At 47.0% G+C, this 24,797-nt stretch carries 24 protein-coding genes; 16 read left to right on the top strand and 8 right to left on the bottom strand.

The window, feature by feature from the left end:
* Nucleotides 1–8: 8 nt before the first annotated feature.
* The 12 genes from LIX84_RS21270 (at nucleotide 9) to glmU (ending at nucleotide 10,350) form a co-directional block, all read left to right on the top strand.
* Complete coding sequence (locus tag LIX84_RS21270) at nucleotides 9–782, top strand: ParA family protein (RefSeq protein ID WP_005383838.1); 774 nt, start codon at nucleotides 9–11, stop codon at nucleotides 780–782.
* Nucleotides 783–806: 24 nt separating this feature from the next.
* Nucleotides 807–1,688 carry a ParB/RepB/Spo0J family partition protein gene (locus LIX84_RS21265; protein WP_085344405.1) on the top strand — a complete coding sequence of 294 codons (882 nt, stop codon included), beginning with the start codon at nucleotides 807–809 and terminating at the stop codon, nucleotides 1,686–1,688.
* Between the two features lie 189 nt (nucleotides 1,689–1,877).
* Nucleotides 1,878–2,267: a F0F1 ATP synthase subunit I gene (locus LIX84_RS21260; protein WP_005378921.1), complete on the top strand. Its 390-nt coding sequence runs from the start codon at nucleotides 1,878–1,880 to the stop codon at nucleotides 2,265–2,267.
* Nucleotides 2,268–2,275: 8 nt separating this feature from the next.
* Complete coding sequence (gene atpB / locus LIX84_RS21255; protein ID WP_005378922.1) at nucleotides 2,276–3,088, top strand: F0F1 ATP synthase subunit A; 813 nt, start codon at nucleotides 2,276–2,278, stop codon at nucleotides 3,086–3,088.
* Between the two features lie 57 nt (nucleotides 3,089–3,145).
* Nucleotides 3,146–3,400 carry a F0F1 ATP synthase subunit C gene (gene atpE / locus LIX84_RS21250; protein ID WP_002540812.1) on the top strand — a complete coding sequence of 85 codons (255 nt, stop codon included), beginning with the start codon at nucleotides 3,146–3,148 and terminating at the stop codon, nucleotides 3,398–3,400.
* 74 nt (nucleotides 3,401–3,474) lie between these two features.
* Nucleotides 3,475–3,945 carry a F0F1 ATP synthase subunit B gene (gene atpF, locus LIX84_RS21245; protein WP_031780375.1) on the top strand — a complete coding sequence of 157 codons (471 nt, stop codon included), beginning with the start codon at nucleotides 3,475–3,477 and terminating at the stop codon, nucleotides 3,943–3,945.
* A 14-nt stretch (nucleotides 3,946–3,959) separates the two neighbouring features.
* The gene (gene atpH, locus LIX84_RS21240; RefSeq protein WP_005394085.1) at nucleotides 3,960–4,493 is read left to right on the top strand and encodes a F0F1 ATP synthase subunit delta; all 534 of its coding nucleotides are present in this window, start codon (nucleotides 3,960–3,962) and stop codon (nucleotides 4,491–4,493) included.
* Between the two features lie 13 nt (nucleotides 4,494–4,506).
* Entirely contained in the window at nucleotides 4,507–6,048 is a 1,542-nt protein-coding gene (atpA, locus tag LIX84_RS21235) for a F0F1 ATP synthase subunit alpha (RefSeq protein ID WP_005394084.1), read from the top strand.
* Between the two features lie 44 nt (nucleotides 6,049–6,092).
* Nucleotides 6,093–6,959: a F0F1 ATP synthase subunit gamma gene (atpG, locus tag LIX84_RS21230; RefSeq protein WP_005394082.1), complete on the top strand. Its 867-nt coding sequence runs from the start codon at nucleotides 6,093–6,095 to the stop codon at nucleotides 6,957–6,959.
* 35 nt (nucleotides 6,960–6,994) lie between these two features.
* A complete protein-coding gene (gene atpD, locus LIX84_RS21225; protein ID WP_005383849.1) occupies nucleotides 6,995–8,398 on the top strand; it encodes a F0F1 ATP synthase subunit beta in 1,404 nt (467 codons plus the stop codon).
* Between the two features lie 18 nt (nucleotides 8,399–8,416).
* Nucleotides 8,417–8,839: a F0F1 ATP synthase subunit epsilon gene (locus LIX84_RS21220; RefSeq protein ID WP_005378937.1), complete on the top strand. Its 423-nt coding sequence runs from the start codon at nucleotides 8,417–8,419 to the stop codon at nucleotides 8,837–8,839.
* A gap of 149 nt (nucleotides 8,840–8,988) precedes the next feature.
* Nucleotides 8,989–10,350, top strand: coding sequence for a bifunctional UDP-N-acetylglucosamine diphosphorylase/glucosamine-1-phosphate N-acetyltransferase GlmU (gene glmU, locus LIX84_RS21215; RefSeq protein ID WP_226422129.1), 1,362 nt, complete (start codon nucleotides 8,989–8,991; stop codon nucleotides 10,348–10,350).
* Between the two features lie 81 nt (nucleotides 10,351–10,431).
* Here the strand turns inward: glmU and LIX84_RS21210 are convergent, their stop codons facing one another.
* A complete protein-coding gene (locus LIX84_RS21210; RefSeq protein WP_226422128.1) occupies nucleotides 10,432–11,172 on the bottom strand; it encodes an amino acid ABC transporter permease in 741 nt (246 codons plus the stop codon).
* A 115-nt stretch (nucleotides 11,173–11,287) separates the two neighbouring features.
* On the opposite strand from LIX84_RS21210, the gene LIX84_RS21205 reads away from it, so the two are divergent.
* Nucleotides 11,288–12,064 carry a transporter substrate-binding domain-containing protein gene (locus tag LIX84_RS21205; protein ID WP_226422127.1) on the top strand — a complete coding sequence of 259 codons (777 nt, stop codon included), beginning with the start codon at nucleotides 11,288–11,290 and terminating at the stop codon, nucleotides 12,062–12,064.
* Between the two features lie 45 nt (nucleotides 12,065–12,109).
* Here LIX84_RS21205 and punC read toward each other — a convergent pair whose 3' ends face one another.
* Nucleotides 12,110–13,315 carry a purine nucleoside transporter PunC gene (gene punC, locus LIX84_RS21200; RefSeq protein ID WP_104974661.1) on the bottom strand — a complete coding sequence of 402 codons (1,206 nt, stop codon included), beginning with the start codon at nucleotides 13,313–13,315 and terminating at the stop codon, nucleotides 12,110–12,112.
* Between the two features lie 152 nt (nucleotides 13,316–13,467).
* On the opposite strand from punC, the gene punR reads away from it, so the two are divergent.
* The gene (gene punR, locus LIX84_RS21195; RefSeq protein ID WP_005394068.1) at nucleotides 13,468–14,370 is read left to right on the top strand and encodes a DNA-binding transcriptional activator PunR; all 903 of its coding nucleotides are present in this window, start codon (nucleotides 13,468–13,470) and stop codon (nucleotides 14,368–14,370) included.
* Between the two features lie 55 nt (nucleotides 14,371–14,425).
* Here punR and ilvA read toward each other — a convergent pair whose 3' ends face one another.
* From ilvA to ilvG, 5 genes are read right to left on the bottom strand one after another with little or no spacing between them, the layout of a single operon-like run.
* Entirely contained in the window at nucleotides 14,426–15,973 is a 1,548-nt protein-coding gene (gene ilvA, locus LIX84_RS21190) for a threonine ammonia-lyase, biosynthetic (RefSeq protein WP_104971093.1), read from the bottom strand.
* A gap of 2 nt (nucleotides 15,974–15,975) precedes the next feature.
* Nucleotides 15,976–17,817, bottom strand: a complete 1,842-nt coding sequence (ilvD, locus tag LIX84_RS21185) for a dihydroxy-acid dehydratase (RefSeq protein ID WP_182020077.1) — start codon at nucleotides 17,815–17,817, stop codon at nucleotides 15,976–15,978.
* Between the two features lie 14 nt (nucleotides 17,818–17,831).
* Nucleotides 17,832–18,770, bottom strand: a complete 939-nt coding sequence (gene ilvE, locus LIX84_RS21180) for a branched-chain-amino-acid transaminase (protein WP_005378953.1) — start codon at nucleotides 18,768–18,770, stop codon at nucleotides 17,832–17,834.
* A gap of 12 nt (nucleotides 18,771–18,782) precedes the next feature.
* Nucleotides 18,783–19,067, bottom strand: a complete 285-nt coding sequence (gene ilvM / locus LIX84_RS21175; protein ID WP_005378958.1) for an acetolactate synthase 2 small subunit — start codon at nucleotides 19,065–19,067, stop codon at nucleotides 18,783–18,785.
* A gap of 11 nt (nucleotides 19,068–19,078) precedes the next feature.
* The gene (gene ilvG / locus LIX84_RS21170) at nucleotides 19,079–20,725 is read right to left on the bottom strand and encodes an acetolactate synthase 2 catalytic subunit (protein ID WP_005394061.1); all 1,647 of its coding nucleotides are present in this window, start codon (nucleotides 20,723–20,725) and stop codon (nucleotides 19,079–19,081) included.
* Nucleotides 20,726–21,189: 464 nt separating this feature from the next.
* Here ilvG and LIX84_RS21165 point away from each other — a divergent pair, with 464 nt between their 5' ends.
* On the top strand, nucleotides 21,190–22,713 hold the full coding sequence (locus LIX84_RS21165) for a YifB family Mg chelatase-like AAA ATPase (protein ID WP_226422126.1): 1,524 nt from the start codon (nucleotides 21,190–21,192) through the stop codon (nucleotides 22,711–22,713).
* 55 nt (nucleotides 22,714–22,768) lie between these two features.
* Here LIX84_RS21165 and LIX84_RS21160 read toward each other — a convergent pair whose 3' ends face one another.
* Nucleotides 22,769–23,725, bottom strand: a complete 957-nt coding sequence (locus tag LIX84_RS21160) for a DUF2860 domain-containing protein (protein WP_226422125.1) — start codon at nucleotides 23,723–23,725, stop codon at nucleotides 22,769–22,771.
* Between the two features lie 149 nt (nucleotides 23,726–23,874).
* Between LIX84_RS21160 and LIX84_RS21155 the strand changes: the two genes are divergently transcribed.
* Nucleotides 23,875–24,753 carry an acyltransferase gene (locus tag LIX84_RS21155; RefSeq protein ID WP_226422124.1) on the top strand — a complete coding sequence of 293 codons (879 nt, stop codon included), beginning with the start codon at nucleotides 23,875–23,877 and terminating at the stop codon, nucleotides 24,751–24,753.
* The last annotated feature ends 44 nt before the right edge of the window (nucleotides 24,754–24,797 follow it).

Genomic DNA, 24,797 nt, shown 5'->3' with positions numbered 1-24,797 from the left:
AGGTAATCGTGGGTAAAATTGTAGCAATCGCCAACCAGAAAGGTGGGGTCGGCAAAACAACAACGTGCATTAACTTAGCGGCTTCGATGGCGGCAACAAAGCGCAAGGTTTTGGTGATCGATCTCGACCCGCAAGGCAATGCTACGATGGCCAGTGGCGTGGATAAGTATATGGTCGACGCCACCGCATACGATCTTTTGGTCGAAGATACACCGTTCGATCAAGTCGTTTGTACCCAAACAACAGGGAAGTATGATTTGATCGCGGCGAACGGCGACGTCACCGCGGCAGAAATCAAATTGATGGAAGTTTTCGCTCGTGAAGTGCGTCTAAAAAATGCATTGTCCTCAGTTCGCGATAACTATGATTTCATCTTTATTGATTGTCCTCCTTCTCTAAACCTTCTTACAATCAATGCGATGGCGGCAGCTGACTCTGTGCTGGTGCCGATGCAATGTGAATACTTTGCGTTAGAAGGTTTAACTGCTCTTATGGATACAATCAGCAAGTTAGCGGCTGTTGTGAATGAAAACCTCAAAATCGAAGGTTTATTGCGTACCATGTACGACCCACGCAACCGCTTATCGAATGAAGTATCCGATCAACTTAAAAAACACTTTGGGAATAAAGTTTACCGTACTGTCATTCCGCGTAATGTTCGTTTGGCTGAAGCGCCAAGTCACGGTAAGCCAGCAATGTACTACGATAAGTACTCCGCAGGTGCCAAAGCGTATCTTGCTCTAGCGGGCGAAATGCTCCGCCGCGAAGAAATCCCAGTTTAACTCTAACCTAAGGAATTCAATCCCATGTCTAAGCGTGGTCTCGGAAAAGGACTGGATGCGTTATTGTCGACCAGTTCGTTTGCTCGTGAAAAACAGCATATTGCATCGCATAGCCAAGAATTATCGGCAGACGGTGAGTTAACCGACTTAGCGATTGGTCAATTGCAACCGGGCGTATACCAACCGCGTAAAGATATGGCGCCTGAAGCGCTAGAAGAATTAGCGGCTTCGATTCAGTCACAAGGCATTATTCAGCCAATCGTGGTTCGTCAGGTTGAAAGCGGCCAGTTTGAGATCATCGCTGGTGAGCGCCGCTGGCGTGCGGCAAGGCAGGCTGGTTTAAAACGTGTGCCGTGTTTGGTGAAGAAGGTCGAAGATCGCGCGGCGATTGCCATGGCGTTGATTGAGAACATTCAACGTGAAGACTTGAATGTGATTGAAGAAGCGCAAGCGCTTGAGCGCTTACAAGACGAATTTACGCTTACGCATCAACAAGTCGCAGAAGTGATTGGTAAGTCGAGAACGACGGTCAGTAACTTGTTACGTTTAAATCAGCTTGAGTCCAATGTGAAAAGCTTGGTTGCGGATAAATTGCTAGAAATGGGTCATGCGCGAGCGTTATTGGCCTTGCAGGGTGAGCAGCAGGTTGAGGTTGCTCAACAAGTCGCGAAAAAGCAAATGACTGTTCGTCAAACCGAACAGTTAGTAAAAAAGTGCTTAGCCCCACAAAATGAGCAAAAAGGGCAACAAGAAGATACCGAAGCTGAGCAAATGTCGCATAAATTGAGTCAGCTGCTTGATGCAAAAGTTTCTCTGACCCGTTCTGCAAACGGAAAAGCGAAATTGACGATAAGTCTTGATGAGCCTCACAAATTGGACCAACTAATTGCCAAGCTTGAGGCCTAGATGAGATAATTGATTTAGGTCAATTAATCTAATTAATCGAATTTTGTGCGAAAGTTGTCGTTTTGTAAACAAAACTGTAAGTTTTTGATGCAATCGAATTGCTTTACGTTGAACTGAACGTATAATTTTCGCCAATTTCCCAGCACAGAGAGTTTAGTGCGAAGTGGATATTACTAGAGGTACGAATACATGGTAGCTGCGTTAGCTAGACCAGGACGAGAGCTCGCAAGGCAATTGTTAATGATCCAGTCTGGCGCGGTTATTTTTGTGGCAGCAGGAATGGCGGTAGCCATAAATCCTGACTGGGGATTTTCAGCGCTGATTGGCGGAGGCATTTTTGTTGTTGCCAATGCAGTATTCGCGCTGTGTGCTTTCATGTTTAGTGGGGCTCGCGCTGCCAAGCGCATCGCGGCTTCCTTCTATACGGGTGAAGTACTGAAAATTCTCATCACGGTTGCACTGTTCTATGTTGCCTACATGTATATGCAGGTGGAACTTGTTCCCCTCAAACTAACCTATTTGCTGGTACTAGGTATTAATATCTGTGCACCAGTGCTATTCATTAACAACAAAAAATAGGATGAGTTATGGCTGCGCCAGGTGAAGCGCTAACATCGTCCGGTTACATTGCCCACCACCTTTCTAACCTATCGCTGTATAAGTTGGGTTTAGTAGGGTCGGAGACAAGTTTCTGGAACGTACATATCGATAGCCTGTTTTTTTCTTGGTTTACTGGTTTAATCTTCCTCGGAATTTTTTACAAAGTAGCGAAGAGAACAACAGCGGGTGTACCGGGTAAGCTTCAGTGTGCTGTAGAAATGATCGTTGAATTTGTCGCCGATAACGTCAAAGACACGTTCCATGGACGCAACCCACTGATCGCGCCTTTAGCACTGACTATCTTTTGTTGGGTATTTTTGATGAACGTGATGGACTTAGTTCCTATCGACTTCTTACCGTACCCAGCAGAACATTGGCTAGGTATCCCTTACCTTAAGGTTGTACCGTCTGCTGATGTGAATATCACCATGGCTATGGCTCTAGGCGTTTTTGCATTGATGATTTACTACAGCATCAAAGTGAAAGGTCTAGGTGGATTCGCAAAAGAACTTGCACTACATCCATTCAATCACCCACTTATGATTCCGTTTAACCTACTGATTGAAGTGGTATCGCTACTGGCGAAACCTCTATCACTTGGTATGCGTCTATTCGGTAACATGTTCGCGGGTGAGGTTGTATTCATTCTTTGTGCGGCAATGCTACCATGGTACTTACAATGGATGGGTTCACTACCGTGGGCAATCTTCCATATCTTGGTTATTACGATTCAAGCCTTCGTATTCATGATGTTGACAATTGTTTACCTGTCAATGGCACACGAAGATCCTGATCATTAATTTTTTTAAAGCTTTTTATTTGGGCACTAAGCCAACAACTATAAATTGGAGATAGTAATGGAAACTTTACTGAGCTTTTCTGCAATCGCCGTAGGTATTATCGTCGGTCTTGCTTCTCTTGGTACAGCGATTGGTTTCGCACTGCTAGGTGGTAAATTCCTAGAAGGTGCTGCACGTCAACCAGAAATGGCTCCTATGCTACAAGTTAAGATGTTCATCATCGCGGGTCTACTTGATGCGGTTCCAATGATCGGTATCGTAATCGCGCTACTATTCACTTTCGCAAACCCATTCGTTGGTCAACTAGGTTAATCACCTTTAACTCGGGACGAGCGATTAGCGCTTGTCACTGATTAACACTAAGTCCAAATAGAGGGGTAGCTGTTGTGAACATAAACGCAACTCTGCTAGGTCAAGCAATCTCGTTTGCACTATTTGTGTGGTTCTGCATGAAGTATGTATGGCCACCATTGATGAAAGCGATCGAAGAGCGTCAGAAGAAAATTGCTGATGGCCTTCAAGCAGCAGAACGTGCTGCGAAAGACTTGGATCTAGCACAAGCCAACGCTTCTGATCAATTGAAAGAAGCGAAGCGCACAGCAACTGAGATCATCGAACAAGCGAACAAGCGCAAGTCTCAAATTCTTGATGAAGCTCGCGAGGAAGCTCAGGCAGAACGCCAGAAAATCCTAGCGCAAGCAGAAGCAGAACTTGAAGCTGAACGCAATCGTGCGCGCGATGACCTGCGCAAACAAGTTGCTACTCTGGCTGTAGCTGGTGCTGAGAAAATCCTTGAGCGTTCTATCGATAAAGATGCGCAAAAAGATATTCTCGACAACATTACTGCAAAACTTTAAGTCTGGGGGCGCATATGTCTGATTTGACTACTATCGCACGCCCCTATGCTAAAGCAGCCTTCGACTTTGCTTTAGAGAAAGACCAGTTGGACCAATGGGGCCAAATGTTATCTTTTGCTGCTGAAGTGGCTAAAAACGAACAAATGAACGAACTTCTAACCGGTTCGGTTTCTGCTGATAAAATGGCAGAGATTTTTGTTGCAGTTTGCGGCGAACAAGTTGATACGCACGGTCAAAACCTTTTGAAGGTGATGGCTGAGAATGGTCGTTTAGCGGCCCTTCCTGATGTTTGCACAGAGTTTTACACTCTGAAGAAAGAGCATGAGAAAGAAATCGATGTTGAAGTCATTTCAGCTACAGAACTTTCTGATGAGCAACTTGCAAACATTGGCAGCAAACTTGAAAAGCGTCTTGAACGCAAAGTGAAGCTGAATTGCAGTGTAGATGAGACCCTACTTGGTGGGGTTATTATTCGAGCCGGAGACCTAGTCATCGATGACTCAGCGCGTGGTCGTTTGAACCGCCTGAGCGATGCATTGCAGTCTTAATGGGGATTGGAGCATGCAACTTAATTCCACGGAAATTAGCGATCTAATCAAACAACGTATCGAATCTTTCGAAGTTGTTAGTGAAGCTCGCAACGAGGGTACTATCGTATCGGTAAGCGATGGTATCATCCGCATCCACGGCCTAGCGGACGTGATGCAAGGTGAAATGATTGAATTACCGGGTGGCCGTTATGCACTGGCACTTAACCTTGAGCGTGACTCGGTTGGTGCGGTTGTAATGGGCCCATATGCTGACCTTAAGGAAGGCATGAAAGTTACAGGTACTGGCCGCATTCTTGAAGTGCCAGTTGGTCCAGAACTACTAGGCCGCGTAGTAAACACGCTGGGTGAGCCTATCGATGGTAAAGGTCCAATCGAAGCGAAAATGACTTCGCCTGTAGAAGTGATCGCACCAGGTGTAATCGACCGTAAATCGGTAGACCAACCTGTGCAAACTGGTTATAAGTCAGTTGACTCAATGATCCCAATCGGTCGTGGTCAGCGTGAGCTTATTATCGGTGACCGTCAGATTGGTAAAACAGCACTGGCGATCGATGCGATCATCAACCAGAAAGACTCTGGTATTTTCTCTATCTACGTAGCAATTGGTCAGAAAGCATCGACTATCGCTAACGTAGTTCGCAAACTAGAAGAGCACGGCGCACTACAAAACACGATCGTTGTAGTTGCATCAGCTTCTGAATCTGCAGCGCTGCAATACCTAGCGCCATACGCAGGTTGTGCGATGGGTGAATACTTCCGCGATCGCGGTGAAGACGCACTGATTGTTTACGATGACCTATCTAAGCAAGCGGTAGCTTACCGTCAGATCTCTCTACTACTTAAACGTCCACCAGGCCGTGAGGCATTCCCAGGTGACGTATTCTACTTACACTCGCGTCTACTAGAGCGTGCAGCTCGTGTAAACGAAGAGTACGTAGAGCGTTTCACTAACGGTGAAGTGAAAGGTAAGACTGGTTCATTGACTGCTCTTCCTATCATCGAAACTCAAGCAGGTGACGTTTCAGCATTCGTACCGACTAACGTAATCTCGATTACCGATGGTCAGATCTTCCTACAAACTGAGCTATTCAACGCCGGTGTTCGTCCAGCTGTTGACCCAGGTATCTCAGTATCTCGTGTAGGTGGTTCAGCTCAGACGAAAATCATCAAGAAACTATCAGGTGGTATCCGTACAGCACTAGCTGCATACCGCGAACTAGCTGCATTTGCTCAGTTCTCTTCTGACCTTGATGAAGCAACGAAGAAACAGCTAGACCATGGTCAAAAAGTAACAGAACTAATGAAGCAGAAGCAGTACGCTCCAATGTCTGTATTTGATCAAGCTCTAACTATCTTCGCGGCAGAGCGCGGTTACCTTGATGATGTAGAACTTAACAAAGTTCTAGATTTCGAGGCGGCTCTACTATCGTACGCTCGCGGTCAATACGCTGAACTAGCAGCTGAGATCGACAAGTCTGGCGCTTACAACGATGAAATCGAAGCTCAGTTGAAGAAACTGACTGACGACTTCAAAGCAACCCAAACTTGGTAATTAGGTCGGTGGCAGTTTCTGCCACCAACTAACGGAGAGTAACGATGGCCGGCGCAAAAGAGATACGTAATAAAATCGGTAGTGTTAAAAGCACGCAGAAAATTACGAAAGCGATGGAAATGGTAGCAGCTTCAAAAATGCGTCGTTCTCAAGATGCAATGGAAGCTTCTCGTCCATACGCTGAAACAATGCGTAAAGTGATCGGTCATGTGGCTAACGCAAACCTAGAGTACCGTCATCCGTACCTAGAAGAGCGTGAAGCTAAACGTGTTGGTTACATCATCGTTTCGACAGACCGTGGTCTGTGTGGTGGTTTGAACATTAACGTGTTCAAAAAAGCCGTTACAGACATGCAAGCATGGAGAGAGAAAGGTGCTGAGATTGAGCTTGCCGTTGTTGGCTCAAAAGCAACAGCTTTCTTTAAACATGGTGGCGCAAAAGTTGCGGCACAGGTTTCTGGCCTGGGTGATAACCCGAGCTTAGAAGACCTAATCGGTTCTGTTGGCGTAATGCTGAAGAAATACGATGAAGGTGAACTGGACCGTCTATACGTAGTATTCAACAAGTTTGTGAATACTATGGTTCAGCAACCAACGATCGATCAATTGCTACCTTTGCCTAAATCGGACAGCGAAGAGATGCAGCGTGAGCACTCATGGGACTACATCTATGAGCCTGAGCCAAAACCTCTACTGGATACGCTACTAGTGCGTTACGTAGAGTCTCAGGTATACCAAGGTGTGGTTGAGAACCTTGCTTGTGAACAAGCGGCTCGAATGATTGCGATGAAGGCTGCAACGGATAACGCAACCAACTTGATTGACGATTTGGAACTTGTGTACAACAAAGCCCGTCAGGCTGCGATCACACAAGAACTATCGGAAATCGTTGGTGGTGCAGCTGCGGTTTAAGCTTAGGTAAAACGAAATAGTTTAGAGGATTAACGATGGCTACAGGTAAGATCGTACAGATCATCGGTGCGGTAGTCGACGTAGAGTTCCCACAGAGCAATGTACCTAGTGTATATGACGCTCTAAACGTAACGGACTCAAAAGAGCGTCTAGTTCTTGAAGTTCAACAACAGCTAGGCGGTGGCGTAGTTCGTTGTATCGTAATGGGTAGCTCTGATGGTTTACGTCGTGGAGTTGAAGTGGTTAACACTGGCGCTCCAATTTCAGTACCAGTCGGTACTAAAACTCTAGGTCGTATCATGAACGTCCTAGGTGACGCGATTGATGAGCGTGGTGAAGTGGGCGCGGAAGAGGTTTACTCTATCCACCGCAGCGCACCAAGCTACGAAGAACAATCAAACGAGATCGCACTTCTAGAAACGGGCGTTAAAGTAATCGACCTAATTTGTCCATTCGCTAAGGGTGGTAAAATAGGTCTATTCGGTGGTGCAGGTGTTGGTAAGACCGTTAACATGATGGAACTTATCAACAACATCGCACTACAGCACTCAGGTCTATCCGTATTTGCGGGTGTTGGTGAGCGTACTCGTGAAGGTAACGATTTCTACTACGAGATGCAGGAAGCGGGCGTTGTAAACGTTGAGAAGCCTGAAGAATCGAAAGTAGCGATGGTTTACGGTCAGATGAACGAGCCACCAGGTAACCGTCTACGTGTTGCACTGACTGGTCTAACAATGGCAGAACGTTTCCGTGACGAAGGTCGTGACGTACTACTGTTCATTGATAACATCTACCGTTACACACTTGCAGGTACAGAGGTATCGGCACTGCTAGGTCGTATGCCTTCTGCGGTAGGTTACCAGCCAACTCTTGCAGAAGAGATGGGTGTACTTCAGGAGCGTATCACGTCAACGAAATCAGGTTCTATCACGTCTGTACAGGCGGTATACGTACCTGCGGATGACTTGACTGACCCGTCTCCAGCAACCACGTTCGCGCACTTGGATGCAACGGTTGTACTTAACCGTAACATCGCTGCAATGGGTCTATACCCTGCGATCGACCCACTAGATTCAACATCTCGTATGCTTGATCCACTAGTAGTTGGTCAAGATCACTACGAAGTTGCTCGTGGCGTTCAGCAGACACTTCAGCGCTACAAAGAGCTGAAAGACATCATTGCTATCCTAGGTATGGACGAGCTATCTGAAGAAGATAAGCAAGTTGTATCTCGTGCACGTAAGATTGAGCGTTTCCTAACTCAGCCTTACCACGTAGCAGAAGTATTTACAGGTGACCCTGGTATTTACGTACCTCTAAAAGAGACTCTACGTGGCTTTAAAGGTCTACTAGCTGGTGAATACGACGACATTCCTGAGCAGGCATTCATGTACTGCGGTAGCATCGACGATGCTATTGAGAATGCGAAGAAGCTATAAGGCTAACTAGGAGGCGATATGGCAGCAATAACCTTTCACCTAGACGTAGTAAGCGCTGAGAAGAAAATCTTCTCTGGTCGTGTTGAAACGTTTCAGGTGACCGGTAGCGAAGGTGAACTTGGTATTTTCCATGGTCACACACCGCTGCTGACCGCTATCAAGCCTGGTATGGTGCGTATTGTGAAACAGCACGGCCACGAAGAAATCATTTATGTTTCTGGTGGTATGGTAGAGATTCAGCCTGGTACAGCGACTGTACTGGCTGATACCGCTATCCGTGGTGAAGAGCTAGACGCAGCGAAGGCAGAAGAAGCCAAGCGCCGAGCTGAGGAGCAAATCCAGAATCAGCATGGTGACATGGACTTCGCACAAGCGGCCAGTGAACTGGCTAAAGCCATTGCTCAGCTACGAGTTATCGAGCTGACAAAAAAGCGTCGCTAAGCTCAATTAGCAACGTTGCATGACAAAAGGCGGCCAAATGGTCGCCTTTTTGATTAATTTTAGTTGGAAATTTACCTTACTCCATTAACTATTTTAAAAGAGCTGTTTAAAATAACGGCCAATTAACATAAAACGTCAATAGGTTATCAATGAAATTCAGTGCTGTGATTCTTGCTGCGGGTAAAGGTACCCGTATGCATTCGAACATGCCTAAAGTGCTACACACTTTGGCAGGGAAGCCAATGGCAAAACATGTGATTGATACATGTACTGGTCTTGGTGCACAAAATATTCACTTAGTATTTGGTCACGGTGGTGATCAAATGCAAACCACTCTTGCTGAAGAGCCAGTAAACTGGGTGCTGCAAGCGGATCAGTTGGGGACTGGCCATGCAGTTGACCAAGCATCTCCTCGCTTCGAAGACGATGAGAAAATCCTCGTGCTTTATGGTGATGTGCCATTAATCTCAGCTGAAACCATCGAGAACTTGTTGGATGCTCAACCAACTGGTGGTATTGCACTGCTTACAGTGATGCTTGATAACCCAACAGGTTATGGTCGTATTATTCGTAAAAATGGTCCTGTTGTTGCGATCGTTGAGCAAAAAGACGCAACGGAAGAACAAAAACAAATTAAAGAGATCAACACGGGCGTGATGGTTGCTACTGGTGGGGATCTCAAGCGTTGGTTGTCTGGTTTAAACAATAACAACGCGCAAGGCGAGTACTACCTAACTGACGTTATTGCAGCCGCACACGATGAAGGTCGCGCCGTTGAAGCAGTACACCCAGTCAATGCCATTGAGGTGGAAGGGGTCAACGACCGCGCACAGCTTGCTCGTTTAGAGCGTGCTTTCCAATCAATGCAAGCTCAGAAGCTACTAGAGCAAGGTGTGATGCTACGCGATCCAGCACGCTTTGATTTGCGTGGTGAGTTGCAGTGCGGTATGGACTGTGAAATTGACGTGAATGTTATCATTGAAGGTAAAGTATCACTCGGTGATAACGTGGTTATAGGTGCGGGTTGTGTACTGAAAGATTGCGAAATCGACGACAACACCATCGTTCGCCCTTACAGTGTGATTGAAGGTGCAACGGTTGGTGAAGAATGTACCGTTGGTCCATTTACTCGCCTTCGTCCTGGTGCTGAGATGCGTAACGATTCCCATGTGGGTAACTTCGTAGAAGTGAAAGATGCGCGTATCGGAGAAGGCTCAAAAGCGAACCATCTAACTTACCTTGGTGATGCTGAAATCGGTCAACGTACGAACATCGGTGCCGGTACGATTACTTGTAACTACGATGGTGCGAACAAGTTTAAAACCATCATCGGTAATGATGTATTTGTTGGTTCTGATAGCCAGTTGGTGGCGCCTGTCACTATCGCTGATGGCGCAACCATCGGTGCAGGCACGACGCTGACAAAAGATGTTGAAGAAGGCGAGTTAGTGATTACTCGCGTCAAAGAGCGCAAAATTAATGGCTGGCAACGCCCTGTAAAACAGAAATAAGCAGTACCTGCACTCTGTCGCTATATTGTCAAAGCCGCTCAACAAGAGCGGCTTTGTTGTTTCTAGCTAAAGGCTTCATCGTTAGTAACTGGGAATGGCGATGCGTTTTTCGAGCCAACGAACGGCTTGGGATACGAATAGAATGAGCAACAAGTACTCCAAAACGAGGAAGGTATAAATCTCTAGGGGTAAGTACTCATTCACCACTAGCTCATTGGCACGGCGAGTCAGATCGCTTAAACCAATCACACTGACTAAAGAGCTCATCTTGAGGATGTAGATAAATTGATTGCCCAATGGTGGGAGAATTTGTCGAAACGCTTGGGGAAGAATTACCAAGCGCATCTTTTGCCAATAGCTTAAGCCCAAAGATTCAGCCGCTTCATGCTGGCCACGACTGATGGCTTGGATTCCGCCGCGAAACACCTCCGCCATAAACGCACTCTCAGCAATGGTCAGTGCAATAACACCCGCCCAAAAGTGATTGAGTGAGACATCCAACAGCGTTGGCATGCCGTAATACACCCAAAGTAGTAAGACTAAAACAGGCACTGAGCGGACTACCTCGACATAAATGCGGTTGATCCACTTCAAGTAGGGAGAGTTCGACAGAGCCGGTAGGGCGATGATTAAACCTAATGTCATCGCAAATAACATACTGAGGAGTGATACTTGGATGGTGTCACTAAATCCGGCGATTAAAAACTTCAGATTGGTGAGTCCTTGCTCCGTAGAGGGATCGAGTACATACCAGCCCCATTGATAATCTGAGCAACCTGTGAGCAACAGCAGCGAAATCAGCCATAGAGTTCGAAAGGTCACATTTACTCCCTGAATTAACTAAAAAACTTCCATTGTTGCTGCTATGTTATCAATAGAGCTTTAATAAAGGTTAATCATTAAACCGTATAAGGTCATTATTTTTAAGGGAATAAAAATGAAAAAGATTTTACTAGCGCTAGGAATGTGTTTACTTGCTGCAACTCAAATTGCTCATGCTGAAAGCCGTCTTCAATCCATTTTAGACAATGGTGTACTCCGTGTTGGAACGACGGGAGATTGGAATCCGATGACGATGAAAGACCCTGCAACCAACAGTTATCGTGGCTTTGATATCGACGTAACGACCGAGCTTGCTAAAGATCTCGGTGTAAAAGTAGAGTATGTAGCCACGGATTGGAAGACGCTAGTCAATGGCATTACCGCCAATAAATACGATATTACTGGCAGCGCGTCCCTGAATATGTCGCGCGCGAAAGTCGCTGGATACAGCCAACCGTATTTCTACCTTGCCTTTGTACCCGTTGTGCAAAAGAAAGATCTCGCCAAATTCTCTGATTGGGCAGATTTTAATACGCCTGATGTGAAAGTCGCGGCGACACTAGGAACGGTGCAAGAAAAAATGGTGAAAGAGTTTTTCCCGCTGGCTCAACACATTGTGATTGAAGCGCCAGCGCGCGACTTCCAAGAATTACTAGCTCGCAGGGCCGATGTATCGGTGACGTCCAATGTGGAAGCAGCGACGTTGGTGGACAAGTTTAAACAACTGGCGATAGTACCAGTGACCGCTCCGCGTAAACCGACACCAATTGCGATGCTGTTGCCGCAAAACGATCAAGTATGGATTAATTACATCAACCATTGGGTTGAGCTGAAAAAGACCCAAGGCTTTTTCAAGCTGACTGCCAAGAAGTGGGGGTTGAAAAGCTTATAAACAAAAAGAGCCGCATTACGCGGCTCTTTTTTATTATCTGAACAATTAAAGTTCGTCTTCACTCACTACACGAGCATTGTCTGGAGTCGTGAAGTGCTGAGACAATTCACGGTTAGATAAGATGTAACCCATCCAAAGACCACCCATACAGATGATGATTGCAACGCCCGTTACCATTTGAGCTTGGCTTGCCATTGCAGCAACTAATGCGCTTGATAGACTGCTCACAGTAATTTGTAAGCTGTTTTGCAGGCCTGCAGCTGTTGCAGGGCTTTGCTTAGCACTTGCCAACGCGCGGTTTACTACGATTGGGTATAGCGCACCATTGGCTACCGCAATTAAACAGAAAGGCGCTAGAATTGGCCAGATAGAAGACAGTTCCCATTGTGAGGCAATGAATATCATTATTGCCGCGACACTAAATAGTCCAATCAATTGACGTAGAACTTTTTCATCACCAAATTTACGAACGCCGACTTTACCCAAGTAACCACCAGCCATAAACGCGATAGTTTGTGGGATAAAGCTCAAACCAATATCTTTTGCTTCATAGCCTAGTTGCGCCATGATTTCTGGCATACCAGTTAGGTAAGCAAAGAATGCAGCCGAAGCCGTCGCAAACATAAATACGTTGCCAAGGTATTTTTTAGAACTCAGCAGCGCTTTGATGTCGGCAGAAATACTGGTTTGTTTGATTTCTGCTTTCTCGTCTTTTTGGGCCATTGTCGCAAAGACCAAGAAGACACCAACTAGTGTTAGCGTAATAAAGATACTGTGCCAGCCGAAGTTATCTGCCAATACTACCCCTAATTGAGGTGCTAGCGCTGGTGATAGCGCGACTAACGGCATGATCGTTGCGAAAATTTGCTGACTGCTGCTTGAGTAGCGTTTAATGACCATGGCTTGCCAGATCACGGCTGGTGCACATACACCGATAGCTTGGATAAAGCGCAGTGTCAGTAGTTGCCATACTTGGTCACAGAAAGCCAAACCGAATGACGCGATAGTAAACAGCACTAACCCGGCCGCGAGTGTATTGCGGTGGCCAAATTTATCGGATGCCAATCCCCACATTAGCTGGCCAACCGCCATACCAACTAGGAATACCGTTAAAGAGAGCGCTATTTGCTCTGGGCCTGTTGCAAAGTCGATTTCCATCGCTTTGAATGCTGGCAGATACATATCGGTAGCAACGAAGCCAAGCATCGATAATGCTGCCAGATAAATGAGCTGTAGTTTTGAGATTTTCATGATTCAACCAGTCAAATTATTTAATCATTTTTTAATCAACATCAGTTGGCGCCAACCCTGATTTATTTACCTTATTATTCTATTTTTCGATTTTGATAAAATAAAACGCTAAAATTGTTGGTTATCAATCAAATTTTTTGAAAGGTTAAATCATGTTCTCTAAAGCATCTCTGGAAATGCTGGATACGGTTGCTCGTTTAGGCAGTTTCACCGCTGCGGCTGAGGTGCTGCATAAAGTCCCTTCAGCCATCAGTTATGGAGTAAGGCAGGTCGAGCAAGATTTAGATGTGGTGCTGTTTCGACGCTTACCGAGGAAAGTGGAGTTAACTCCAGCAGGTGAACTTTTTATGGCTGAGGCTCGCTCTTTGCTGCGTCAAATGGAAGAGGTGAAAGCACAAACACGCCGAGCAGCTCAAGGATGGAAGAGCACGTTAAAGCTGACCTTAGATAACGTGGTGAAGTTAGAGAAGCTCAAACCTTTGGTGGAAGATTTTTATCGCGAGTTTGAATTTGCTGAATTGCAGATCAATATGGAGGTCTTCAATGGTTCTTGGGAGGCTATAGCACAAGGACGAGCTGATATAGTCGTTGGAGCCACGTCTGCGGTTCCCGTTGGTGGGGATTTTGAAGTCAAAGATATGGGCGTATTGGATTGGGCATTTGTGATGTCTCCCGCTCATCCCTGTGTTCGCCAACAAGTGCTTACTGAAGAGTTTGTGAGTCAATTTCCGGCGATCTGCCTTGATGATACTTCGAACGTGCTGCCAAAGCGCCATACTGGCCATTATCCGCAACAACGCCGATTGTTACTACCCAACTGGTACAGTGCAATTGAATGTTTGAAAAATGGAGTTGGCGTGGGTTATATGCCACGTCATATTGCAACGCCACTGATCAATGATGGTGTGCTGGTGGAGAAGGTGATGCCAGATGATAAGCCGCTCAGTCATTGTTGCTTGGTCTGGCGCAAAGATGATAATCATAAATTGATCCAATGGATGGTGGATTACCTAGGATCGCCTAATCAACTACATCAAGATTGGTTACAGTCATAAAAAAACACCTCGCAATAGCGAGGTGTTTTATTTGATATGTTTGGAGCGTGGCGTTTTATGACAGGAAGAACTTGTAAGACGGGTTGTCTGTTTCGTCTTTGCATTGATAGCCAAGTTCGCGCAAATGTGCCGAAAACTGAGCTAAATCTCCTTCATCTAACTCGAAACCACATAAAACGCGTCCGTAGTCTGCGCCGTGGTTACGGTAGTTGAACAAGCTAATATTCCAATGGGTACCAAGAGTGCTTAAGAATTTCAGCAAGGCACCTGGGTACTCTGGAAATTCAAAGCTGTAGAGTCGCTCTTTGAGTTGCTTCGATGGCTTCCCGCCGATCATGTAGCGAACGTGTAGCTTCGCCATTTCATCGTCAGAAAGGTCAACCACCGGATAGCCACCTTCACGTAGATCGTGAATGATGTTTTCTAACTCTTCTTGACCGCCTTGCAGACGAACACCGACAAAGATATTAGCGAGTTCGTCATCGTTATAACGATAGTTAAACTCCGTAACTGCACGGCCGCCAATCAAGTTACAGAACTCAAAGAACGCTCCTTGGCGTTCAGGGATCGTCACTGCCAATAAACCTTCACGTTTTTCACCTAGCTCGCAACGTTCTGACACATAACGTAACCCGTGGAAGTTGGTGTTTGCGCCAGACAGTACCGTGCCTAGGTTTTTGTCTTTCAGCTTGTTCTGTTCAGCAAATTTCTTCAGCCCCGCCAGAGCAAGCGCACCCGAAGGCTCAGCAATCGCACGGGTATCTTCAAAGATGTCTTTTACGGCTGCGCAGATTTCATCACTAGAGACCGCAATATGGCCATCAATGTACTTTTGACACAGACGGAAAGTCTCTTCACCAATGCGTTTTACTGCGACGCCATCGGCAAACATGCTGACTTGGTCTAGTACCACTGGTTCACCAGCATCCAGCGCGGCTTTAAGACAAGATGAGTCTTCCGGCTCTACGGCAATGACTTTGATTTCTGGCATGAGCTGCTTCACGAGTACCGCAACACCGGCAGCTAAACCGCCACCACCGACAGGAACAAAGATGTAATCAAGGTGACCATTTTGCTGCAGCATTTCCATACCGATGGTGCCTTGACCTGCAATCACCAGTGGGTGATCGAAAGGAGGGACAAAAGTGTAACCATATTGCTCTGACAAACGTTCGGCTTCTGCTTTTGCTTCATCAAAGTTGCTGCCGTGTAGTACCACATTGCCACCAAAGCTGCGTACGGCGTCGACTTTGATATCCGGCGTGGTCTTTGGCATCACGATGGTAGTTTTGATGCCCAGCTTAGTGCCAGACAGCGCCATGCCTTGAGCGTGATTACCTGCCGATGCTGCGATGACACCAGCGGCTTTTTGTGCTTCAGTTAGGCTTGCCACCATGTTGTACGCACCGCGTAATTTAAATGAGTGCACGGGTTGGCGATCTTCGCGCTTGATTTGCACATTGTTACCAATACGTGCAGACAATCGTGGCATTTCTTGCAGTGGTGTTACTGTTGCGACTTCATACACCGGAGCGCGGAGGATTTGGCGCAGATAGTCTGCGCCAGTTTGATTTACTTTCTTTTCGGGTTGAGATTCCATCATTGCTAGCCCTCTAGCTTCGACTTGTCTCGTACTGCACCCTTGTCAGCACTGGTGGCCATGCTCGCGTACGCTTTAAGTGCAAAGGAAACTTCTCTTTGACGATCAACAGGTTTCCAGCCAAGTTCGTCTTGTTTTGCACGGCGCTCTGCAAGTTCCTGTTCAGACACTTCGAGTGAAATTGAACGGTTCGGAATATCAATCGCGATCATATCGCCCGGTTTCACCAGTCCAATAGCACCGCCGTTAGCGGCTTCAGGAGAAGCATGGCCGATAGAGAGTCCTGATGTACCACCAGAGAAACGACCGTCAGTCAGCAGTGCACATTCTTTACCAAGTCCCATCGATTTTAGGTAAGTGGTTGGGTAAAGCATTTCTTGCATGCCTGGGCCACCTTTTGGACCTTCATAACGGATAACAACCACGTCGCCTGCTTTTACTTTGCCGCCTAAGATGCCTTCTACGGCGTCTTCTTGGCTTTCAAATACCACGGCTGGGCCAGTGAACTTATGAATGCTTTCATCAACACCAGCTGTCTTAACGATACAACCATCTAATGCGATGTTGCCTGATAGAACGGCTAGGCCACCTTCTTGGCTGAAGGCGTTGTCTTTCGCGCGAATACAACCTTCTGCACGGTCGTCATCAAGGCGATCCCAACGACAATCTTGCGAGAACGCTTGGGTGGTACGAATACCCGCAGGGCCTGCGCGGTAGAACTTAAGTACCTCTTCGTCTTCCGTTTGGATGATGTCGTATTTTGCCAACTGCTCTTTCATTGAAAGACCCAGTACGGTGCGAGCATCATTGTGCAGTAGACCTGCACGATCTAACTCACCAAGAATCGCCATTACACCACCAGCGCGGTGTACGTCTTCCATATGATATTTCTGAGTGGATGGTGCCACTTTACATAGGTGTGGCACTTGGCGAGACAGGCGATCGATATCTTCCATATCGAAATCCACTTCACCTTCTTGCGCTGCAGCTAACAGGTGCAAAATGGTGTTGGTTGAACCACCCATGGCAATATCCAGTGCCATTGCATTTTCGAAGGCATCATAAGTTGCGATGTTGCGTGGCAACGCGGATTCATCATCTTGCTCGTAGTAACGACGAGTCAGTTCAACAATGCGTCTGCCCGCGTTAAGGAATAGCTGTTCACGATCAGCGTGAGTCGCCAACATAGAACCGTTGCCCGGCTGAGAAAGACCCAGTGCTTCTGTTAGGCAGTTCATCGAGTTTGCCGTGAACATGCCTGAACACGATCCACAGGTTGGACATGCGCTGCGTTCGATCTGCTCGCTTTGCTCATCAGATACTTTTGGATCCGCGCCTTGGATCATTGCATCAACAAGGTCTAGTTTGATGATCTGATCAGAAAGCTTGGTTTTACCCGCTTCCATTGGACCACCAGAAACAAAGATAACTGGGATGTTAAGACGCATAGACGCCATCAACATTCCCGGAGTGATTTTGTCACAGTTAGAGATACATACCATGGCATCAGCACAATGCGCGTTGACCATGTATTCTACTGAGTCTGCGATCAGTTCGCGTGAAGGCAGTGAGTAAAGCATGCCGCCGTGACCCATTGCGATACCATCATCAACCGCGATGGTGTTGAATTCTTTCGCGATGCCGCCTGATTTTTCAATTTCACGTGCGACAAGCTGGCCCATGTCTTTAAGATGTACGTGACCCGGAACAAATTGAGTAAACGAGTTCACCACGGCGATGATTGGTTTACCGAAGTCTTCTTCTTTCACACCCGTTGCACGCCACAGCGCGCGTGCACCCGCCATGTTACGACCATGTGTGGTGGTAGCTGATCTATATTTTGGCATTTCTTAAATCCTTCTTACTTCTGTTCTGGGTACACATAGTCTAACCAGCCCCACTTATCTTCCGTGGTGCCGTCAAATAGGCCAAAGTAGGCTGCTTGTAGTTCTTTAGTGATTGGGCCGCGTTTACCTGTGCCCACTTCTATTTTGTCGATGGTTGCCACTGGCACAATTTCAGCTGCAGTACCTGTCATGAAGACTTCATCGGCAAGGTAAAGCGCTTCACGTGCAATATTGGCTTCACGCACTTCATAACCTTTATCGCGTGCAATCGTCATGATCGAATCACGCGTGATGCCCGGCAGAATCGCGCTGGTTGCTGGTGGTGTAGTGATCACGCCATCTTTGATAACGAAGATGTTTTCGCCAGCCCCTTCTGATAGGTAACCATCAACGCTCAGTGCGATACCTTCGTCGTATCCGTGACGACGGGCTTCACCACCAACCAGTAGTGAAGATAGGTAGTTACCGCCGGCCTTAGCTGCTGTCGGGATGGTGTTTGGTGCCGCGCGGTTCCAGCTTGAAATCATCGCATCCACGCCTTTCTCTAGCGCTTCTTCGCCTAAGTAAGAGCCCCAAGGGAATGCCGCAATGATTAGATCCATTTCAGTGCCAACTGGTGGGCACACGCCCAAACCAACATTACCGACAAAACCTAATGGACGAATGTAAGCGCTATCGAGTTTGTTTTGGCGCAGTGTTTCGCGGGTAGCTTCCATGATTTCTTCTACAGAAAAAGGGATCGGGAAACGGTAAATCTTGGCGGAATCTTTTAAACGTTGTGCATGCTCACGGTGACGGAAGACAATTGGGCCTTTTGGTGTGTTGTAACAGCGCACGCCTTCAAACACGGATGTACCATAGTGCATTGCGTGAGTCAGAACGTGAACGTTCGCCTCTGCCCATGGAACCATCTCACCATTAAACCAAATGAAATCTGCAGTTTTCGTTGCCATTTGTTGCCTTCCTTATGCACTTACGTGTTGTTGTAAGTTGTGATTTGGCAGTTCATCGTTGCGGATTTTTAGCACCTCAACCTTACGAACGTCCCACAACTTCTCTATTTGATTGATCAAAAACGAGATTGGTCGATCGCTGTCGACGATGATCTCGACGCTGGCTACTTTACTTTCATGGTTTTGCGTAGCAGCGACTTGTTTGATCACGAAGCCTCGGTGACGAATCACACGTAGAACGCGCTCCAACAGTACCGGTTTGTCATCGGCTTTGATGTCGAGTAAATATCTGTCCATGCGATTGTCTCCTATGTATTTTCCAACATATCACTGTTTGATGCGCCTGGTGGCACCAATGGCCACACGTTTTCTTCTTCATCAATCAAAACGTGAAGCATGTAAGAAGTTTCACTCGCTAGCATCTCTTTGAGAGCCGGTTCGACTTCTTCTTTCTTGGTGATGGTTTTGCCCGGGATATCGAACGCTTTTGCTAGCATCACGAAATCTGGGTTGTCATCAAGAATGGTTTCACTGTGGCGACCGTCGAAAAACAGCGATTGCCATTGGCGAACCATGCCAAGACGTTGGTTATTAAGAAGGACAATCTTCACTGGAATCTGACGACGCTTCAGCGTGCCCAATTCCTGCACGTTCATCATAAATGAACCGTCACCTGTAATAAGGATAGACTGATCATCAGGACGTGCGACTGCTGCACCCATCGCTGCTGGCAAGCCAAAGCCCATGGTGCCAAGGCCAGCAGAAGTGATGAAATTTTGTGGTTCGCGTGGCTGGATATGTTGCGCTGCCCACATCTGGTGCTGACCGACATCAGTCGAGACAATTGAGCTGTCTGGCATCATGTCTGACAGTTGTTTAAGCAATAGCGGTGCGTAGATTAACTCGCCCGGGTGGTCGTAACGCCACTTAAAGCCGCTGCGCAGACTTTCACTGTGATGAACCCACGGTGAGATATCTTGAGTCAGCTCTAGCTGAGGAAGAATGGTGTTGATGTCGCCACGTAATGGTGCGTTGGCGTGGCGCAGTTTATGAATCTCCGCAGCATCAATGTCGATGTGAATCACTTTCGCATTTGGTGCAAACGTGTCGAGCTTACCCGTCACACGGTCATCAAAGCGTGCGCCAACCACGATCAATAGATCGGCTTCTTGAACCACTAGGTTAGCGGCTTTGGTGCCGTGCATGCCCAACATACCAAGATAGTGAGGGTCATGGCGTTCAATGGTACCGAGGCCTTTTAGTGTGCTAACTGCTGGCATTGGGTTTAAGCGAAGGAATTCGCGTACTGCATCGGTTGCTTTAGCGAGTTGCACGCCACCACCAACATACAACACTGGGCGAGTTGAGGCTGCCAGTACATCTTGTGCGCGCTTAATGTCTTCAGCGCTGACATCTTCGATTGCAGGCGCTACGTATGGAGGCAGTAGATCTGTTGGGGTTTGAGCCAGTTGAACGTCTTTGGCGATATCGACAATGACTGGACCCGGACGACCCGTTTTGGCCACTTCAAACGCTTCGGCTAGCGTTGGCGCTAGGTCTTCAATTTCGGTCACGAGATAGCTGTGCTTAGTACAGGCTAGGGACATTCCGATCACATCCATTTCTTGGAATGCATCGGTACCGATATGAGAGCTAGCAACCTGGCCTGTGATGGCAACTAGAGGTACGGAGTCAAGGAAAGCGTCGGCAAGGCCGGTAACAAGGTTAGTGGCCCCTGGGCCGGAAGTTGCCATGCATACGGCAACGTCTTGTGTGGAACGAGCCATACCAATTGCGGCCATGGCGGCCCCTTGCTCATGACGGCATAGGATGTGCTCCACCCCTCCGTCATACAAAGCATCGTAGATTGGCATGATGGCCCCGCCGGGGTAGCCAAAAACGGTTTCGATGCCTTGCTGTCTTAAAGCAGCTACGACAAGTTGTGCACCAGTCATCGTAAACCTCCTTTGCTACGTTGTGGCTCGTAGCTATTGCCATATTTATTGCACTTCATGTGCACTCCCATTCTTCCCGTTAAACTGTCCGAGGGTTAGACAGATGACAACTTGTAGTTGTAAAAAAACCCCCGGACTTTTCAGTGCGGGGGTTTTTTGTAATTTGTGGTTACCTTTCGCCCACAATACCCCGCGCGGTGCCAATAATGACCACGATAATCAGGGCTAGCAGTGCGTTGATATGAGCGAAAAGGTTCATCTGTCTGTCGTTCTTTTTTCGTTAAAAAATGTTGTGTAATGTTCTACGAAATTGTTTGCGTCATTAGTGGTATCACACAATTCCGCTGCATGACAAGCAAAAAGTCATTCTTTTTTCACATTAACTCTCAATTGGGACGCGGTATATAACATAACCAACTAGATAAAACATTTGTTTACAGAGTGTTCAAAAAATTGAGGAACGTATGGGGCTGGCAATCATTCATAGTCGAGCAAGCGTCGGGGTGCAAGCGCCATCGGTTAGTGTAGAAGTTCATATCAGCAACGGCATGCCAGGGTTTACCTTAGTAGGCTTGCCAGAGACAACGGTAAAAGAGTCCAAAGATCGCGTTCGTAGCGCGATCATTAATTCTAATTTTCAGTTTCCAGCTAAGCGGATCACCGTTAATTTAGCTCCAGCAGATTTGCCCAAAGAGGGAGGGCGTTTTGATCTTCCTATTGCATTGGGAATTTTGGCCGCTTCGGAGCAAATCGCGACAGATAAGCTTAAAAACTACGAATTTGTTGGCGAGTTAGCGCTATCTGGTGGTCTGAGACCTGTAAAAGGTGTGCTGCCTGCTGCGCTGGAAGCCAGTAAGATTCAACGTCATTTAGTGGTCCCACATGTGAATGGCGATCAGGCGGCGCTGGTGGGGAAGGAACAACATAAATCGGCCCAATCATTACTGGAAGTATGTGCCGAGCTTTGTGGCCAACATCGGCTGAATCTTTTTCAAACGCCTAAGCGCAAAATAGTCGAAAAACATGGTCGAGACTTACAAGATATTATTGGCCAACAACAAGGTAAGCGCGCACTGGAGATTGCTGCCGCTGGAAACCACAACTTACTTTTCCTTGGCCCGCCAGGTACTGGAAAAACGATGTTGGCTTCGCGTTTGTGTGACTTATTACCGGAAATGAGTGACGAAGAAGCAATGGAAACCGCTTCGGTGGCATCGTTGACTCAGAGTGAAATTAATGAGCATAACTGGAAGTCGCGTCCGTTTCGTTCTCCGCATCATTCAAGTTCAATGGCTGCATTAGTTGGCGGTGGCTCGGTACCCAGACCCGGGGAGATCTCTTTAGCCCACAACGGCTTGTTGTTTCTCGACGAAATGCCCGAATTTGACCGAAAGGTGCTGGACTCGTTACGCGAACCGCTCGAATCTGGTGAGATCATTATCTCTCGAGCGCAAGGTAAAACACGCTTTCCGGCTCGCTTCCAATTAGTTGGAGCATTGAACCCAAGTCCGACAGGATATTATGAAGGCAATCAAGCGCGCACCAATCCACAAGCCATTTTGCGCTACCTTGGTCGATTATCTGGACCACTGTTAGATCGCTTTGATATGTCTTTAGAAATCCCAGCTTTGCCCAAAGGGACATTAGCAGAAGGTGGTGATCGCGGTGAGCCGACCGCTATCGTTAAAGAACGTGTGAATCATGCGCGTACCAATATGTTGAACCGCAGTGGTAAGGTCAATGCACTGCTAGGTAGTCGAGAAATTGAGGCGTTTTGTCCCTTGCACAAGAGTGATGCTGAGTTTCTTGAAACCGCTTTGCATCGTTTAGGACTCTCGATTCGTGCGTATCATCGTATTATCAAAGTGGCGCGAACAATCGCCGATCTGGATGGGGCGGAGCAAATTGAACGAACGCACTTGGCCGAGGCACTTGGGTATCGAGCGATGGACCGTTTACTGAAACAGCTTACGGCGCAAGCGGTATAGACAGCAAAGTGTCATCGCAACAAGTGTTGTAAGCACCTTGTTGCGATGAAGGACGTTAGAAGGTGTAGTTGAGACCAAGCGACAACAGGTACTCTTTCTCCTCATAAAACGTGATATTCGAGTCAGTTTGGCTATAGCCGGCTAAAGAAATGAACGACCAGTCTTGCCAGTCAAATACGTTTTGATATTCATAGGCTGCAAATAGGCTGACGGTGTCGTCATTTCGTGTTTTAGCAAAAGTTTGGCTAGTGGCTTGATAGTCTTTCCATGCATAACCTGCGGTGAGGGCCAACCGATGACGATTGATAAATTTAAACCAACTGATGTCAAACCCGTACGAATCAAATGATTCCGCCTTACCGTCGGCATCTTGATTAATGTAGGTAAACGCCGGTTGCAACATGGATGTTTGATTAAGTGAAATCCGATAGTCACCTTTAACGTAGTAAAGGCTCGCATCGCGAGCGAGTGAACGGTCCGTTACTTCTTCTTGCTCAATGTCTTTATCAGCATAAGCGAGATCAAGGTTGAAGTTTTTATCAATCAATCCTTTGATTTGAAAGCGATAGGCATTGCCGTCCACATCCGTTTCTTTACGGGCGGTTCCGACTTGATATGGGTTACGCCAAGTTTCGCTTTTGAGCACGGTCGGTAGATAGGAAATATCGAGCACGGTGCCGGATGGCAACTCGTGTTGATAGCCCAGCTGAAAAGCGAGTGTACCAACCGCGACATCGGAACGTGTGGTACCCGCGTACACTTGGTGATTGAGTCGGTTACCAAAAGTGTAAGTAATGCTTCCTAGCGGCGCAGCGATAACGGAACTGTCACTATCGGCGCGCTTATCGAGAGAATCGATGGTGTTACTATTTTCCGTATTGAAGTTGGATTCTGATGATACAAATCCGGCATTCAGCGAAATTTCACCGCCAAAACCTGCGGTTTCAGCGAGTTGAGCCTGAGCAGAACTGACGACAAAGGCCAAAGGCAAGAGAATTAGCCTTGGTTTCATTCGTTATCTCCTTATTGTCGAATGAGTGGTGCAAATATTGGTTGAGGTAACAAATCTGACCATTCCCACGCATATTCCAATGTGGCAAAGGCGCAGTATAATTACACGCTGTTTTATTCTTCACACATTATCACTGTTGTTTGACTATCATGTTGGCATATTTGTTATTTTTTTTTAACGCTTCTTTTGTGATTCTCAATTCTGCGCTGTGTTCACTCGCAATTTGTATTATCGCTGTGTTTAAAGTATTGCTTCCAAGCGTGGAGCTAAAAGCGAAAGCGACCGCTTGTGCCAACAAGGTGATGTGGTTATGGGCTACCGTTAATGCGGGCATTCTGGCGGTTTCTAACCGTGTTGACTGGGATGTTCAGGGCGGTGAGGCGCTGAAAAAAGACGGGTGGTATCTGTTGATCAGTAATCATCTCAGTTGGACCGATATTGTGGTGCTTTGCTGTGTGTTTAAAGATCGCATTCCTATGCCGAAGTTTTTCCTCAAACAACAACTGTTGTATGTGCCTTTCATTGGGATGGCGTGTTGGGCGCTCGACATGCCATTTATGCGTCGTTATTCGCGAGAGTATCTGATCCGCAACCCGCACAAACGAGGTCAAGATTTAGAGACGACACGTCGCTCGTGCGCTAAGTTCAAACATACACCAACCACAGTGGTTAATTATGTCGAAGGCACTCGATTTACCGAAGAAAAACAGCGTAAGAGTAAGACGAGCTACCAATATTTGCTGCAACCAAAATCGGGCGGGATCGCATACACGTTAGCGGCAATGGGGGAGCAGTTCGAGAACATTATCGATGTGACGCTGGCGTACCCAGAAAATACAAATAAGCCATTCAAGGATTTATTAATGGGCCGAATGGGCAAGGTTGTTGTGCGTGTGAATGTGTTGCCCGTCGATGAGCGAGTGCTTGGTGATTACTTTAACGATAAGCCCTATAAGCGACAATTTCAGCAATGGTTGGGTGATGTGTGGCAAGAAAAAGATCGGTTGCTACAAGAGATTTACAAATAAACAAAAGGGGAGCGATGAGCTCCCCTTTTGATTGATATCGATGC

Source organism: Vibrio sp. E14 (genome assembly GCF_020515785.1).
Taxonomy (GTDB): Bacteria; Pseudomonadota; Gammaproteobacteria; order Enterobacterales; family Vibrionaceae; genus Vibrio; species Vibrio diabolicus.
Note: the sequence above shows the minus strand (reverse complement) of the source record. Positions and strands in the feature narration are given on the sequence as shown.